Source organism: Chromobacterium vaccinii, from assembly GCF_001855275.1.
Taxonomy (GTDB): Bacteria; Pseudomonadota; Gammaproteobacteria; order Burkholderiales; family Chromobacteriaceae; genus Chromobacterium; species Chromobacterium vaccinii.
Map to the genome: position 1 here is coordinate 871,252 of NZ_CP017707.1, position 16,439 is coordinate 887,690.

Consider the following 16,439-nt stretch of genomic DNA (forward strand, 5'->3'; position numbering starts at 1 on the left):
GTTTTTGATGCACAAAAGAATCAGGCCAATTTGAGCAACTGCGCCTTTATCTTCTCCAACTTATCGCTAAACTCCGCCACCTGCGCCCGGTCGCGCTCCACCAAATGCGCCGGTGCCTTGTCCACATAGCCCGGCTTCTCCAGCTTGGCCGTCAGCTTGGCCAGCTCGGCTTCCACCTTGCCCTGCTCCTTGGTCAGGCGCGCGGTTTCGGCGGCTTTGTCCACTTCCACCTTCAGCATCAGGCGCGCTTCGCCGGACATCGCCACCGGGGCATCGTCTTCCGGCAGCTTGGCCACCAGCGTGCCTTCGGTCAGGCGGGCCAGCAGCTTCAGGTAAGGCACGAAGTCGGCGATAGAGGCGTCGGCGGTTTCGATGAACAGCGGGGCCTTGACGGCCGGGCCGATGCCCATCTCGCCGCGCAGATTGCGCACCGCGTTGACCATGTCCTTGAACGCTTCCATGCGGGCGTTGGCCGCGGCGCTGATCTTAGATTCGTCCGCCACCGGCCACGGGGCCAGCATCAGCGATTCCGTCTTCTTCGCGTTGGCCAGCGGGGCCACGGTCTGCCACAGCTCTTCGGTGATGAAAGGCATCAGCGGGTGGTTCAGGCGCAGCGCCACTTCCAGCACGCGCACCAGGGTGCGGCGGGTGGCGCGCTGCTGAGCTTCGTTGCCGCCCTGGATCTGCACCTTGGCCAGTTCCACGTACCAGTCGCAGTACTCGTTCCAGATGAATTCGTAGATCACCTGGGCGGCGATGTCGAAGCGGTAGGTTTCCAGCGCGTTGGTGACGTCGATCTCAGCCTGCTGCAGGCGGCCGATGATCCACTGGTCGACGAAGCTGTATTCCAGCGGCAGGCTTTCGTCCTGGCCGCAGTCCTTGCCGTCCACGTTCATCATCACGAAGCGGGTGGCGTTCCACAGCTTGTTGCAGAAGTTGCGGTAGCCTTCGGCGCGCTTGAAGTCGAAGTTGACCGAGCGGCCCAGCGTGGCGTAGCTGGCCATGGTGAATCTGAGTGCATCAGTACCGTAGGCCGGGATGCCTTCCGGGAACAGCTTCTCGGTGGCCTTGGCGATGGCCGGGGCCTTTTCCGGGCGGCGCAGGCCGGTGGTGCGTTTCTCCACCAGCGGCTCCAGCGCGATGCCGTCGATCAGGTCCACCGGGTCGATGACGTTGCCCTCGGACTTGGACATCTTCTTGCCTTCGTGGTCGCGCACCATGCCGTGGATGTAGACATCCTTGAACGGCACCTTGCCGGTGAAGTGCTTGGTCATCATGATCATCCGGGCCACCCAGAAGAAGATGATTTCGTAGCCGGTCACCAGCACGTTGGAGGTGAGGAAGGCTTTCAGGTCCGGGGTTTCTTCCGGCCAGCCCAGCGTGGAGAACGGCACCAGGGCCGAGCTGAACCAGGTGTCCAGCACGTCCTGTTCGCGGCGCAGCGTCTTGCCCGGCGCCTTGGCCTGGGCTTCCGCCTCGGTGCGGCCGACGTAGATGTTGCCGTCTTCGTCGTACCAGGCCGGGATCTGGTGGCCCCACCACAGCTGGCGGGAGATGCACCAGTCCTGGATGTTCTTCATCCACTGGTTGTAGGTGTTGACCCAGTTTTCCGGCACGAAGCGCACTTCGCCGGATTCCACCGCCTCGATCGCCTTGGCGGCGATGGATTGGCCGGTGGCGTCGCCTTCGGCGACTTTGTTCATGGCCACGAACCATTGGTCGGTCAGCAGCGGCTCGATCACGGTGCCGGTGCGGTCGCCGCGCGGAACCATCAGCTTGTGCGGCTTGGTCTCCAGCAGCAAGCCCTGGGCTTGCAGGTCGGCCAGCATGGCTTTGCGCGCCTCCTGGGCGGTGAGGCCGGCGTAGGCGGCCGGCAGCTCGATGGTGCCTTGGGCGGCGCCGTCGAAACCGAAAATTTGCGCCTTGGCCAGGATCTTGGCTTCCAGGCTCATCACATTGATCAGCTGGGTGTTGTGGCGCTTGCCCACTTCGTAGTCGTTGAAGTCGTGCGCCGGGGTGATCTTGACGAAGCCGGTGCCGAATTCCTTGTCGACGTACTCGTCGGCGATCACCGGGATGGTGCGGCCGGTGAGCGGCAGCTCAAGCTGCTTGCCCACCAGGTGCAGGTAGCGCTCGTCGTCCGGGGCGATGGCCACGGCCACGTCGCCCAGCAGGGTTTCCGGACGGGTGGTGGCGACGGTGACATATTCATCGCTACCCACCACCGGGTACTTGATGTGCCACATGTGGCCGTCTTCTTCCTCGGATACCACTTCCAGGTCGGAAATGGCGGTGCCCAACTTGGCGTCCCAGTTGGACAGGCGCTTGCCGCGGTAGATCAGGCCTTGCTCGTACAGGCGAACGAAGACTTCGGTCACCACTTCGGCGCGGACGTCGTCCATGGTGAAGTATTCGCGCTCCCAGTCCACCGAGCAGCCGACGCGGCGCATCTGGCTGGTGATGGTGCCGCCGGATTTTTCCTTCCATTCCCAGATCTTGCTGGTGAAGGCTTCGCGGCCCATGTCGTGGCGGTTCAGGCCCTGGTCGGCCAACTGACGCTCAACGACGATCTGGGTGGCGATGCCGGCGTGGTCGGTGCCCGGCACCCACACGGTGTTGTGGCCCTTCATCCGGTAGAAGCGGGTCAGGCCATCCATGATGGTCTGGTTGAAGGCGTGGCCCATGTGCAACGTGCCGGTCACATTGGGCGGCGGCAGCTGGATGGCGAAGGACGGCTTGGAGGTGTCCATGCTCGGCTTGAAGTAGCCGGCCTGTTCCCAGTGTTGATACCAGCGGCGCTCGAGGTCGCCCGGTTCATAGCTCTTGGCAAGTTGTTCCATGGTGCTGAATCTTGATTTTCTGGATGGAAAAAATGGGTCGATTATACCCGATTTTGGCTGCCCAAAGACGGCCCAGACCCACTTCCCGGCCTAACTATCCAAATTGCGGCCAGACGCGGGACTGCCGCATCATGCCATGCGATTATCCGCAAGCCGTCCATGATGCCGGCTAACGGCGCCGGCCTACGCAAGAAGGATGCATGCCATGAGCGAACATCACCACCACGATCACCATCTGGGTTGCGCATGTTGCAGCCTGCCGCTGCTGGCGCAGCTGGATCAGCCCCAGCTATCCCAGGACGATTGGCTGCGGGAGCTGGAAGCGCTGGCTCCCGAACTGGGCAAGCTGTTTCCTCACTCAAGCAAGCAGGAAAGCGCCATCTTTCATGGCGGCGCCATCCGCCCGCTGGCTGCGTCCGGCCCGGATCAAGTCGCCGCGCTAGGCATTTCCGGCGGCAGAATCATCGCGATGGGAGAGCTGGACAGCGTGCGCGCGGCGATGAGCGGCCATGGTCCCTATAAAGAAATAGACCTGAATGGCCGCGCCCTGCTGCCGGGCCTGATCGATCCGCATATGCACATCACGCCCAGCGCGGTTTTCAGAAGCTGGATTTCCCTGAGCGCCTTCGGCGTCACGCCAGCCGGACAAAACGGCGAAGACTCGCAAATGCTGAACCCGGACTACAGCTACCAGCAGATCAAGGACAAGCTCGGGCCAGCTATTAAGAGCGCCAAACAACCCGGCGCTTCGTCCGACTGGGTGCTCGGCTTCGGCATAGATCCTTCGCTGATGCGGGAGTGGACCGACATCGACTATCTCAAGCTGGACGAGCTGGCGCCGCCTGACGACAACGTCGCCGTCTTCCTGCTCAACGCATCAGGCCACATCGGCTACGCCAACACCGCGGCGATGAAGGAAGCCGGACTCACGCCGGAGCAAATCCAGGACTGCAAGGGCGTGCTCACGGAAGCCAACATTGCCCAGATCATGGGCAAGATTCCCAAACGGCTGTTGGCAAAAGACCTGTTGCGCAATCTGCTGGGCGTGCTGCATGACGCCGCCGCCAGGGGCAACACCACACTGTTCGACGCCGGCCTGGGTTCGTCCTTGAAGAAAGTGGAGATCGAGCTGCTCAGGCAGATCGCCAATCTCGGCCTGTCGCCGGTACGCATCGCCGGCGCGCTGTACTCCAATGAGCTGCCGCAAATGCTGCAATGGATGAAGGACTACCAACCCGACCTGAACAGCCAAACCGACGGCAATTTCAGCATCAAGGCGCTGAAACTGGTGGCGGACGGCTCCAACCAGGGCCTAACCGGCTTCCAGTACCGCCCTTACAAGAATGCGAGGCAGCATCCGGTGCCGGATGTGTCGCCCATCGGTCTGTTCAACTTCAATGTCCCCGCAGATCCCAGCCCGGAAAACGCAAAACGGTTGCCGGACGCTCTTTCCAGCTACCTGCAACTGGCGCTGGGACGCGGCTGGCCGGTGCTGGTTCACTCGAATGGCGAACAGGCGATGGAGTTGGTGCTGGACAGTTACCAGGAGGCGATCCGCGCCACCCGCGCCGACGCGCGCAGCCTCCGCCTGCGGGTGGAACATGCGTCGTTGCTCACCGACACCTCTCTGAGCCGCATGGCCAGGATGGGCTTGTCGCCCAGCTTTCTGATCGGCCACGTCGGCTATTGGGGAGACGCCTTCCTGACCCAAATCCTGGGCGAAACCCGCTCGGAGCTGCTGGACCGCTGCGAGTCGGCCCGCGCCGCCGGCATGCGCATCAGCCTGCATTCGGATCATTTCGTCTCGCCGCTGGGATCGCTGCGGATGGCGGAGCAAGCAATCTACCGCAAGATGGAAGGCGCTCAACAGGAGGTAAAGCCGGTGCTGAACGCCGAGGAATGCCTCAGCCATCGGCATGCGATGGACGCCGTGACGCTGGATGCGGCCTGGCAGTGCCACATGGACCACCTGGTGGGCTCGCTTGAGCCGGGCAAGCTGGCGGATCTGGTCATCCTGGGCAAGGATCCCCTGGATGACAGCGTGACCGATTTGCGCCACATCAACGTCCATGAAACCTGGCGCGGTGGCGCCAAAGTATACGCCAACCCCGATACCCACTAGACGAACTACCGAGTCCGGCGCGTGCCGGACGCAACACGGCGGCCTGTCCGGCAACGGACAGGCCGCTTGCTATATTTGAGCATGGAGCCGCCTCCTCGCCGCCCCGCGCCTTGCCGGAGTCCTCATGGCCACACCGCTTGTCCGCGCCACCCGGTGTCTCATCCTGGCTCTAACAACAGCCTGGCCGGCCTGCTCGGCGAACGCCGCCTTGCCGGACGCCGTCGCCCCGGTCTCCGGGCCGCCGGCCCAGACCGGCCGCCACGTGCTCTTGATCGCCTACGAGCTGCGCAACGGCGGCATTTCCAAGACCACCCGCAGCTTCCTGAACGCCGCCGGCTATCTGCATTGGCAAGTGAAAGTGGCCGACGCCAAAAGCAGCAACGACGCGGTGCGCGAACAACTGCTGCTGCAGGCCACGGCCAAGGATATCGCCGGAGTGGCGCTGATCGGCGCCGACAGCGCCGGCTACCATCTGGAGCTGACCATGCTCAAGCAGATGGGCAAGATCGCGGTGGGTTGGCACGCCGGCAGCGCTCCCGGCCCCAACGCCGAGTTGTTCGCCAACATCACCACCGATCCGCTGGCCGTCGCGCAAGCCGCGGTGGACTACGCGATAGGCAGCAGCGCGGGGCCGATGGGCGCCGTCATCTTCACCGATTCCCACTTTTCCATCGCCATGCGCAAGGCCCAGGCGATGAAGACGGCGCTGGAGCGCTGCAAACGCTGCAAGGTGCTGGCCGTGCGCGACGTGGACCTGAGCCAGACCGCGCAGATCATTCCCAAGCTGGTGCCGGAGCTGGCGCGGCAATACGGCAAGGCGTGGACGCACACCCTCGCCATCAACGACCTCTACTACGACAACATCAACTTCCCGCTGCACCAGGCCGGGCGGGCAGACATCGTCAACATATCAGCCGGCGACGGCTCCAATTCGGCGATGAACCGCATCCGCGAGGGCATTTCGCAGCAAAAAGCCACCGTGGCCGAACCGTGCAACCAGCAAGGCTGGCAGATGGCCGACGAGCTGAACCGCGGCTTCGCCCGCCAGCCGCCCAGCGGCTTCGTCAGCAAACCGATACTGGTCACGCAGGAGCGGCTGCTGAGCCATGGCCGCGATGGCGATATCGAGGACAACCAGAGCTACCGTCAAGCCTACCTGGGCATCTGGTTCAAAAAGCCCTGATTCCCGGCGCATATCTCACTCCGCCGCCCAAGCTTAGCGGGTTTGATTGCGCGGCATTCGGCTGATACTGTTAAATGATCCGGGAACAGAACACCGCAATGGACATATCCCAAAGCCTGGGCATAGAGGGCCTCCCGCCCTCCGCCGCCGCCCTGAATTGCGGCGCGCTTTACCTGGTCGCCTCGCCCGATTCCGGACTGGCCCAGGCGTTGCTGTTCTCCAATCTTCCCGCCACCGGCAGCCAGCCCCTGCTCTGCGTCAGCAGACAGCAACCCGCTCCGCAGCAAGACACCGTCTGGCTCGACCGCCGCATTCACGCCGGCAATCTGCAACTGTTGTCGCCGCGCCGGCTGCGCAAGCCGTCGCTCCATTTGACAAGCGCCTGCCTGGACGAACTGGCGCGCTGCCGCAAAACCCTGCAGCCGCCCGCCGGCGGCATGACCGTGGCGCTGGACCATGCCGAAGACTATCTGCCGCTGCAGCAACCCGCTTCGGCGCGCCGGGCGTTGCAGGCCTGCGGCGACTGGGCGGCCCGCCACGGCCATGCGCTGCTATTGCTGCTGGACAGCTCCCGGCTGGACGCCGCCGCGCTGGCGACCTTGAGCCAATTGGGCCGCGACTGCGCCGGCATGGCTTACGCCGCGCAGCTGGGCAACGGACTCTACAGCTGGCAGATCTCGCATTGGCTTGGCGCGCCTCACAGAGAAACCGCCAGGCTGCGCGTGCTGGAAATGAGCCAGCGCCATACGTTGAGCGCGCAAACGGAAATCGGCGACCGCGACGGGTCCGCCGACGGCGGCGCGGAGCATGCCGCCCGCCTCGCCACTGACGCCTTGCAGGTGCTCGCCACCAGCGCCGCCCTCAGCGGCCATGCGCCGCCAACCCCGCAGTGGCGGGCATTCGACGACTTGCCCCGCTTGCTGGAAGCGGCCCGCGACGCGGTGGCAGCCACTGTTCTGCTGGATACCGCCAGCGCCAAGAAAGAAACGCTGGGCCAGGCTGTCGCGCAATTGCGGCGGCAAAACGGCAGACTGCTGAAGATCATGGTGCGCGAAGTAGGCAACCGCCGGTTGCGCCAGAACGAGGAACAATTGCTGTTGCGGCTGGGGGCCAACGCCGTGTTGCCGGCGGAACTGCGCTTCGCCAGCCTGGCCGGCATCATCCACTCGCTGCGCCAAGCCGTCTACCAAGGCGGCGGCGTGGAGGCGGAGGCCTTGCACGCCGCCAGCCATCCGGAGGCCGACCGCGGCTACCTGCCGCCCGCGCGCTTTGTCGAGATGGTGGAGAACGCCGTGCAGCGCAGCCGCGCCATCGATGTCAGCAATATGCTGATCCAGTTGCAGCCCGCGCTGGGCGCCACGCCGGCCGAGCTGCTGGCGCTGGGCCGCTTCCAGCGCGCCGGCGATCTGTGCACCGCCGACCGCGGCCACGCCTATCTGTTTTTGTTCGCCTGCCGCGAAAGCGACGCCGACGCCGCGCTGGGGAATCTGTTCCGCATGCCGATAGGCGAAGTGGCCCAGTCGGAAGTCCGCAGCGCCGACAGCGACAGCATCCTGCTGGCGCTGTCGCAACTCGCCCGGCAGCCAGGCTTCGACCAATTGCCGGACCTGAGCCACCAGTTGTCCGATGAGCCGCACCTGCGCGAGAGCCGGCACGCCTATGCCGCGCCCGTCCTGCAGCGCGCGCCGTTGCGCCGCCACAGCGGCCAGTAAAGGAAAGCCCATGTTCAACCCCGAACTGAGCCAGTTGCAGTTCATCGTGCTGCTTACCGCGCTGGCCGCCGGCATCGCCGGCTACCAGCTGCGCGCCCGGTTGCTGCCCTGGCTCCGCAGCCTGCTGCTGCGCCGGCTGCCCCATTTCCAGCCCCATCCCTATCTGCAAAAGCTGAGGCGGCGGGACGACGCGCCGCTGGCCCGAAGCCGCCGCGCCGAGCCCTAAACCGATATGAAGCCCAGCCACTCCGCCGCCAGCGCTCCCGCTCCCCAAGCCGCCCCGTCGCTGGGGCTGGGCGCCTGGAGCGTCTATTTCATCGCCAAGCTGCTGCTAACCTGGCAGGGCACGCTCAATCTCCACCCCGCGCCCAACCTGGCCTTCGCGCTGCTGCTGCTGATGCCGGTCTCCGGCAGGATTTGGCTGCGCGTCCGCGCCGCGCTGGCCTGGATCGCGGGCGCGGCCCTGCTTTACCACGACAGCTGGCTGCCATCGCCGGAAATCGCGCTGCAGCAGCTGTCCACGCTCAAGGGTTTCAGCCTGCATTACCTGCTGGATCTGGCCGGCCGGGTATTGTCGCTGCCGCTGCTGACCGGCGCGGTGATCCTGTTATGCGGCTACTGGCTGCTGTCGCGCTATCTGCGCCTGGGGACGCTGGTGGTGATCGCGCTGCTGGGCCTGAGCGGACGCCAGCTGTGGCAGGACCGGCCGCAAGCGCCGGCCAGCGCTGCCGCGGACAGCGGCCCCGCCACGCTGGCCGCCGGCGCGCAAGCCGCGCCCCAGACGCCGGACCAGCAATTGGCGGCCTTCTTCAAAAGCGAAGGCCAACGCATCGTGAAATTCCAGGGGCCGCTGGCCGACCCCGGCTTCGACGTGCTGCTGCTGCATATCTGCTCACTGGCCTGGGACGACCTGCGCGCGATAGGCATGGACCAGCACCCCTTGCTGGCGCGCTTCGACTTCCTGTTCAGCAACTTCAACTCCGTCACGCCGTACAGCGGCCCGGCCGCGCTGCGCGTGCTGCGCGCCAGTTGCGGCCAACCCAAGCACAGCGAGCTGTACCAGAGCGCCCCCGGCAATTGCTACCTGTTCCAGGATCTGGCTGCGCTGGGCTTCAAAACCGAGCTGGCGCTGAACCATGACGGCAGCTTCGACGACTTTCTGAAGCAAATCCGCGCCGATGGCCGGCTGAACCAGCCGCTGATGTCGCAGCAGGGCCTGCCGGTCGGCCTGCGCTCTTTCGACAGCAGCCCGATCTATAGCGATTACGCGGTGCTCAACCGCTGGCTGGAGCTGCGCCAGCAAGACAGCAGCGCCCATGTGGCGGCCTACTACAACACCATCAGTCTGCATGACGGCAACACCATTCCCGCCGCGCCGGGGCTGAATACCATGGACAGCTACAAGTACCGCGCCAACCGGCTGTTCGCCGACCTGGGCCAGTTCATTGACCAGCTGGAAAAAAGCCGTCGCAAGCTGATCCTGGTGATGGTGCCGGAACACGGCGCGGCCTTGCGCGGCGACAAGCAACAGTTCAGCGGCCTGCGCGAGATTCCCACCCCGCGCATCACCATCGTGCCGGCGGCGATCAAGGTGATCGGCGGCCAGGGCCATCCTAGCCAGATGCGGGTAGACCAGCCCAGCAGCTACCTGGCGCTCTCCGCCATCCTGTCGCGGATGATGAACAAGAGCCCCTTCGGCGCCGACTACCAACCTGCCGACTTCGGCCGCGACCTCCCCGCCACGCCCTATGTGTCGGAAAGCGCCAGCTCCATCGTGATGCAAAGCGGCAAACGCTTCCTGCTGCAACAGGACGGCGGCAGTTGGACCGAATATCCGGTGCAATAATCCCATCGCAGGAGGGCCGCGTCACACTTGCCGGAGGCTGTCGAACAAAGACTGGGTCGGCGGCCACAGATTGCCGATAGGCGGACTCAATGGCAGGCCTGACAATCGACCTCCAATCGTAGCCGCCCAGGGATCGACCACAATGGCATCAGCCCCCCAGCTTCCGATCTGGGCAAGATCGCTGGGATCGGCTCTGCCGACAATGATGAAACAATGCGTGGTGTTGTGTCCGCCATGATGGGAGACAACCTCGACGCGGCCGCCTCCCGCATGTTTGAGCAATTCCACCGCGCCTGCATAGGCCAGCGTGGAGCAACAGCCCGCCTGAGCCTTGTCCACCAATTCGGCCACCTTGTCCAGTCTGGCGCGGTCCAGACCGAAACGCTCGGCGTGAGTGACGCTCGACTCCGCCTGGCGATTGGCCATCATGCGGTCGTCATCCCGATAGAAGTCGCCAAGCCTTGACATGACTTGGCCATATGCAGAACTGTTCGGCCGAACGAATGTACCGGCATCAGTGCAGGCGTATCCCCCTAGCCGGTTCAACACCGGCAGGCTTTTGGCAAGCACTTCTGCAGGTTTGGGAAACAGTACGTCGTTCAACGCGCGCGTCTGCGAAGCGCAGGACCCCGTGGCGCAGAACCGCCGCGCTCCCTCAAAAAAACGGCCGACCACCCCTTCCTGCGGCCTCACCTGCCCATGCCCCGTCGCCACGCTTACCGTAAACCCGCGTCCCGCCACCGAGAAGCCGCCGTGACTGACCACCTCGCTCACTACGTTGGCATCGGCCAACCGAGGAGACGAAGCGCTGTTGAAATTGATCATCTCCGCCCTTTCCCAGCAAACCGTCAGCGGCTTAGCAATTGCCGCATGATCTTTTCCCGACACAGCACCATGCCGGCCAAGCAATCCTCCATCCTGTCTGCGGACAAGGCTCCGGCGGCCAGTGACTGGTAAGCCACCAGCCCCAATTCCTGGCTCCAGCCTATCCCCGGCTCTTGGCCCAGCAGTGGATTCAGCGCCATTTCCAGCATGGTGGATAGCTGCTCCGACGCCAGAAGCAACGGAAGCTCGCTGTCGATGTGCACTATCATGACTAGCCGACCATTGTCTGCGTCCTTGCGCAACACAATCGGAGCCATCCCATCCAGCAACAAATCGCAGTGTCCCTGCGCGTCGAAAGCCAGCCCGCCCAGACCAATGCGCTCGCCCAGTTCAGTCAGCAGCGCATCGAGAAACAGATCATCCATGAGCAATCTCCTCTAGCGGATTTGACTGAAACAGCATGCTAGACCAGGCTCTAGGGAATGGCTTTCAAAATCCGCTCACGCGCCGACGCCGCCGGGCCAGGCCCAAACGAGCGGGATGATGCCGCCAAAGAAGCGATCAGGGATGGGACGGGGGCAGCGGCCAGGGAGCCGGCAGTTCGTCCTGGCTAGCGGGTGCCGCGGCGTTCGGCACGGCGTTCACCACCCTGCCGTCCTCCTGCCAGGGCGCATCCGCCACCCGGCGCGAACCTGACTTCAACCGCAGCAAATTGGCCCGAATATCCTGGCGATCCGGCGCGATGCGCGCCGCGCGCTCCAGCAGCACGGCGGCGCTGTCGGCGTCGCCGGCCTTGAGCAATTGCAGCGCCAGCCGGTTGATGGCTTCCGGCTGGTATGGATGCAGCCAATACCAGCCGCACGCCGCCTCCAGCTCCGGCGAGTCCGCCAACGCCATCCCAGCCGGCAGCAGCATGGCGGCGGCCAGGCCAAGCGCAATCGATTTGAGACTCACGCCCCCCTCCTCAGAAACTCGAATACGGCTGCAGCGGCTCCACCGGGAACGGCAGCGTCAACGACGCGCCGTCGGGCTGGTAGCGCAGGTATAACAGCCCCCGGCCCGGCTGGTAGTACTGCGAATGCTGGTATTCCAGCATGCCGCCCAGCGCCAGCCGCGGCGTCATCTGGTATTCGAACGCCCCGCTCAGCGATACCCCCCAGCCTGGGCCGGCGCTCGCGCTGACATAGGGATTGCCGGCCTGCGCCTGCAGATCCGGCCGGGTGGGATAAAACGGCTCCGCCGCCTCGCGCGCGCTGGACACGGAAACCGAGGCCCGCCCCGTCCAGCTCCAGCGCTCGTTGCGCGCCGCGTAGCCTAGCGGGATGGACAGCGAGTTGTAGCGCTGCGGGCTGTAATAGCCGCCCTGGCCGAAAGTGAATTCGCCCAGGTTCTTCTGGAACCAGAAATTGATGCTGTTCACGCCCAGCGTCAGTTGCCGGGTCGGCTCTTTCAGCAAACGCCAGTAGACGCCGCCCATGACAGTAACCTTGCGATTGTCGGCAACGTTCTCGCCGGTCAGCTGCTGGTAGGCGAAATTGGACCACGCGCCGAAGCGTCCGCCCTTGTCGTAGCCCAGGCTGCCGCCGACGCCGGTGGCCACCACGCCGCCCCAAGTCTGGCCGGTATAGGCGTCGCGCACGCCGGCGTAGCTGAGCAATGAGCTGGTCACCGGACGGCGGGAGGCTTCCAGTTTGTAGTTGAGGATGGAAATACTGTCCGAATAGCGGATGCCGCCTATCACATTGGACACCGGGAAGTTTTGCGGCGTGCTGCCGATGTCCAGCCGCCACTGATCGTTCTGGTAGCCCAGGCCCAAGTCCACGCCTTGCGCGCTTTGCGCGCCGAACCGCCCCGCGCAGCTCTGAACGCTGTTGCCGGCAAGCGCGGCGCACGCGGCGACGGAACCGAAGCGCTGCAAGGCGTAATCATTGCCCGCGCTGTTATCCAGGGAGCCGGCGCGAATGCTGGCCGCGTCGGCGCGCAGAAAATATTTGCCCTCGCGCGGGGCCGGCAGCTCCACCAGCAGCGGCGCCTGCCACATCGTCATCTGCGACTGGCCCGGCGTGCCGTTTTCGGCGCTGCGGTAGGTCAGATCCAGGCCCTGCCAGATCTTGACGCTGCGCGCGTCCAGCAGCTCGGCGTACTCCTCATGCAGGCTTTCCTGTTGCGCCGGCTCGGCCGGAACCGGCCGCAGCGGCTGCCGCTGGCCGGCATCGCCAACGGTCGCCATGGCCGAAGCCGGCGCGAAACCGGCGCGATACCACGCCAGCGCCTGTTCCGGCTGGTCTTTCTGCCGCGCGCGCCGCGCCGCCTGTCCCATCAGACCAGGGCTTTTGACGTTCTGCGCCAGCAAACTGGATATCTCGCGATCCAGCCTGGCGGTATCGCCGACATCGCCCAAACGGGTCATGACCCGCAAGCGGAAGTCCAGGCTGCGCCCGGGCTTGTCGCGCAGCAGCTGGTCTATGCCCTGCCCGGCCGATATGCGGTTGCCGGTCTTGATGTGCACATCCACCAATTGCAATTGGGCCTCGTCATCGTCCGGATTCCCGCTCAACACCTGGCGCAAACGCTCGCGGGCGGCGTCCCAGCGCCCGGCCTCCATATCGTAGTCGGCCAGCCGGCGCTGCAAGCGCGCGTCTTGCGGCGCGTTCGCCAAAGCCTGGCTGAGGATGGCCTGCGCGCCGGCATCGTCGCCGGCCTGCCGCGCCTGGTCGGCCTGGGCCGTCGCCAGCGTGGCCTGCAATTCGGCCAGCTTTTGCCGCTGCCCCTCGCTCATGTCCTGCCGGGTTTGGGACGCCGCAGCCAGCAGCGGCTCGGCCGCTGCGGCGTCGCCCAGGTCCAGCAACAGGTCGGCGTAGGCCAGTTCGTTGTCGGTGGATGGCTGCTCCAGATACTGCGACATCAGCAACTGGCGGGCATGGCCGGCGTCGCCCGCCCGCAGCCAGGCCTGCGCCAGCTCGGAGAGCCGCTCCGGGTCCCCCCGCATCCGGCGCTCCGCATCCTGCAGGCCGCGCCGCGCCTCTGCCGCGCGGCCCAAGGCCAGCCGGGCGTCGGCCAGGCGCATGGTTTCGCGCAGCCAGACGCGGCGCTGCAGCTCCGCCATGCCCTCGCTGCGCGCCGGCTGGGGAACCCGCTGCAAAGTGGCCAGCGCCGCGCGGTTTTCATCCCGCTTGGCCTGGAACAAGGCGTAGGCGTACAGGCTTTCCGGGCTGGCTGCCGGCGCGTCCGCCAGTTGGCTCAGAACGGCTCCGCCTTTATCCGCGTCCTCAGCAGCCAGCCAGGCATTGGCCAGGGCGAAGCGGTTCCAGACGTTCTGCGGCTGCAAATCCACCGCGCGCTGCAAATGCCGCAGCGCCTGCGGCAATTGCCCCTGGACCAGCAAGCGGTCGCCCAGCTCGCGTTCCACTTCGGCGCGGGCGGACAGATACGATGCGCCCAGCGCGCGCTGTTGCCTCTGCGGCAAGGCCCGCAGCATCTGATCGGCCTCGGCGTACTGGCTGGCGTCCAGATAGCCGCGCAACAGGCCGGCCAACGCCTGCCCGCTGTCCGGCTTCCTGTCCAGCGCCTGGCGGTAAAGCCGCCGCGCCTTATCGGCGCGCTTTTGTCCCGCCTGCCATTCCGCGTCGGCCAGCAGCACATCGACGCTGGCAGGCTGCGACTTGCCCGCCTGATCCAACAAGGCGCGCGCCGCCTGCCATTGTCCGGCCTGGATCGCGGCCCGGGCCTGCGCCAGCGTTTCCGCCAATTGCGCGTCCGCGACGCGACGCCGCCAACCGTCGTCGCCCGCCTGCCCGGCCTGCCGATAGCTGGCCGCCGCATCGACGTAGCGGCCCTGCTTCTCGCGCAGCCGGCCCAGGCTCTTCAGGTACTGCGGCTGATTGCCGTAGCGGCCGGCCGCCAGCTGCAGGCTCTTCTCCGCGGCTGCCAGCTGGTTGGCGTCCAATTGCTTGTCCGCCGCCAACAAGGCCCGATAGGCCGGATCCGCCAGCAACTCGCGCTGCTTGCGCCGGCCTTCCTGCAATGCATCCAGCCGGGAGCGGATCTGCTCGTCGTCCGGCGCCGCCCGCAGATAAGCCAGGTAGGCATCCTGCGGCATGTCAGCTTGCTGCAATGCCCTGCGCCACAGGCTCAGCGCCTCGCTTCGGCTGTCTGCGAACTGGCTCAGCGCCTTCAGCTCGGCAAAGGCCTGCGGCGGAAGCGGCGGACGCAGCAACTGGATGCCGATCAGCGCTAGCCGGTTTCTATGATTGGACGGGCTTTGCTGGATCAATTTCTTCAGCGCGGCCTGGCTGCGCGCCCAGCCTCCATTCGGCAAGCGGGCCACCAATTGCCAGTACTCCAGCTCCAGCGCGCCGGCCGGAGGCGGCCCTTGGTAGAGCTCATTGAAGGCGGCGTAAGCCTGCTCGTACTTGCCGCTGTTGAACAAGGAGCGCGCGGTCAGCAGCTTGTTGCGGTCCGGCCCCATCACCCGGCGCAGCTGCTCGACGCGGGCGATGCCGGCATAGCCGGGATACAGCTTGCGCAATTGCGCCAGCGTCTTCTGCGCCTGCTGGTCCTGGCGCTGCTGCACTTGCACCAGCGCCTGCAAAGTCAGGGCTTCCGCCTTGTCTTCCGGCTTGGCGGCATGGATGCGCTGCAATTTGTCCAATGCCTGTTGCGCCTCCAGCGGCCTCCCCAGCGATTGCCACAGCCTGGCCTGCTCCAACAGCGCCTGGACCGGGTCCACCGCCGCGGGCGCGGCGTGCAGGGCCCCGCTCAGTCCCAGCGCCAGCAAGGCGCTCAGGATGGCGCGCATGCTCCCTCCCAGGCCGGCGCGACTTCGCCGCCCGCCTTGAAGCGATAGCGCGCCTGCTGCCATCCCTGGCCGAACAAGGTCAATACGTGGTCGTAGTAGGCGTCGGGCCGCTCGGACAGCGGCACGGCCTCGGCGCGCAAGAGCTGCGTCTGCAGGGCCGCTTGGTCGCCTTGCGCCTGCAGGAAAGGCAACAGCGCCATGGAAAACCCTATCGGCCCCGAGCCCTGGGCCTTGCCGTTGCGGGTATCCACCATTTCCGGCGGCAGTCCGGTCTTGGCCACCAGCGCCGCCATCGGCTTGAGCCTGGCTAGCAAGGCGGCGCGCCCCGGCGCGTCCGGGGCCAGCATGCCGGCCCACAAATAGACGCGGATGGCGTTGTAGCTGCCTGACGCCTTGCTGGCATCGTCGGCGACGAAGCCGTTGCGGTAAGCGATCCAATCCGGCGCGAAGCCGGCCGGCGCGCTTTCCAGCAACATGCGCTGGGAAGTGCCGCGCAACGCGCTCCAGCCGGAGCCGGGCAAGGCGTGCGCCATCCGCGCCACCAGCTGCGGCGGCAGATAACTGGGATTGAGCCGCGTCAGCCCCGGCTTGCGGAAACCTTCGCGGCCCGGCAGCAGGGTCGGCCCCAGGCTGGGCAAGTCTGCCGTCTCCTCGCGCAGGATGCGCAGGGCCAGCAGCTTGCCCAGCGCGGTATAGCGCGGCTCGCGCCACAGCCGGCCGGCCTCCAGCAGGCTGTAGGCGATCCACAGATCGGAATCGGACGCGCTGTTGTCGTCCATCACGCCCCATTGGCCGTCGGGCCGCTTGCCCCATTGCCAAGCAGGCAGCCTGGCGCTGAGGTCGCCGCCGGCCAGATTATCCCGCGTCCACTGCAGCAGCTTGTCGAATGCCGGCCGGTCGTTGGCCGCCAGCGCGAAGAACAAGGCGTAGCTCTGTCCTTCGGAGGTGGTGGGTTGGCCGTCGGCGCTGCGGTCCAGCACCCGGCCGCCGTCGGAAACGAAGTGCCGGCGGAAGTCCTGCCAAGCCGGCCAGCCGTCGCACGGCGCCGCCTGGGCCGAGATGACAATCAGCGCGCCCAGCGCCGCCAGACACGCCCGCAGCCGCGCGCCCACC

General features: G+C 65.9%; 11 protein-coding genes. 5 read left to right on the forward strand and 6 right to left on the reverse strand.

From position 1 onward, the window contains the following. Nucleotides 1-20 precede the first annotated feature (20 nt). The gene (locus BKX93_RS03875) at nt 21-2,840 is read right to left on the reverse strand and encodes a valine--tRNA ligase (RefSeq protein ID WP_070978803.1); all 2,820 of its coding nucleotides are present in this window, start codon (nt 2,838-2,840) and stop codon (nt 21-23) included. 205 nt (nt 2,841-3,045) lie between these two features. On the opposite strand from BKX93_RS03875, the gene BKX93_RS03880 reads away from it, so the two are divergent. The 5 genes from BKX93_RS03880 to bcsG all read left to right on the forward strand — a co-directional run bounded on the left by BKX93_RS03880 (nt 3,046) and on the right by bcsG (nt 9,703). Next, complete coding sequence (locus BKX93_RS03880; RefSeq protein WP_070978804.1) at nt 3,046-4,962, forward strand: amidohydrolase; 1,917 nt, start codon at nt 3,046-3,048, stop codon at nt 4,960-4,962. Nucleotides 4,963-5,086: 124 nt separating this feature from the next. Beyond that, nucleotides 5,087-6,145 carry a type 1 periplasmic-binding domain-containing protein gene (locus BKX93_RS03885; protein ID WP_070978806.1) on the forward strand — a complete coding sequence of 353 codons (1,059 nt, stop codon included), beginning with the start codon at nt 5,087-5,089 and terminating at the stop codon, nt 6,143-6,145. A 98-nt stretch (nt 6,146-6,243) separates the two neighbouring features. Next, complete coding sequence (gene bcsE, locus BKX93_RS03890) at nt 6,244-7,857, forward strand: cellulose biosynthesis protein BcsE (protein WP_186009485.1); 1,614 nt, start codon at nt 6,244-6,246, stop codon at nt 7,855-7,857. Nucleotides 7,858-7,867: 10 nt separating this feature from the next. Then, the gene (locus BKX93_RS03895) at nt 7,868-8,083 is read left to right on the forward strand and encodes a hypothetical protein (protein ID WP_046166571.1); all 216 of its coding nucleotides are present in this window, start codon (nt 7,868-7,870) and stop codon (nt 8,081-8,083) included. Nucleotides 8,084-8,089: 6 nt separating this feature from the next. Continuing rightward, nucleotides 8,090-9,703, forward strand: coding sequence for a cellulose biosynthesis protein BcsG (gene bcsG, locus BKX93_RS03900; protein WP_070978809.1), 1,614 nt, complete (start codon nt 8,090-8,092; stop codon nt 9,701-9,703). 21 nt (nt 9,704-9,724) lie between these two features. Here bcsG and BKX93_RS03905 read toward each other — a convergent pair whose 3' ends face one another. From BKX93_RS03905 to bcsZ, 5 genes are all read right to left on the reverse strand, one after another. Beyond that, nucleotides 9,725-10,528: a hypothetical protein gene (locus BKX93_RS03905; RefSeq protein ID WP_052717318.1), complete on the reverse strand. Its 804-nt coding sequence runs from the start codon at nt 10,526-10,528 to the stop codon at nt 9,725-9,727. Nucleotides 10,529-10,551: 23 nt separating this feature from the next. Beyond that, entirely contained in the window at nt 10,552-10,953 is a 402-nt protein-coding gene (locus BKX93_RS03910) for a CesT family type III secretion system chaperone (protein ID WP_046166573.1), read from the reverse strand. A 136-nt stretch (nt 10,954-11,089) separates the two neighbouring features. Next, nucleotides 11,090-11,482 (reverse strand): tetratricopeptide repeat protein, encoded by a 393-nt coding sequence (locus BKX93_RS03915; RefSeq protein ID WP_070978811.1) that lies wholly within the window; start codon nt 11,480-11,482, stop codon nt 11,090-11,092. A 10-nt stretch (nt 11,483-11,492) separates the two neighbouring features. Then, on the reverse strand, nt 11,493-15,326 hold the full coding sequence (locus BKX93_RS03920; protein WP_070978812.1) for a cellulose synthase subunit BcsC-related outer membrane protein: 3,834 nt from the start codon (nt 15,324-15,326) through the stop codon (nt 11,493-11,495). Further along, nucleotides 15,311-16,438 (reverse strand): cellulose synthase complex periplasmic endoglucanase BcsZ, encoded by a 1,128-nt coding sequence (gene bcsZ / locus BKX93_RS03925; RefSeq protein ID WP_145929255.1) that lies wholly within the window; start codon nt 16,436-16,438, stop codon nt 15,311-15,313. Before bcsZ ends, BKX93_RS03920 begins: the two co-directional genes overlap by 16 nt. Nucleotide 16,439 lies beyond the last annotated feature (1 nt).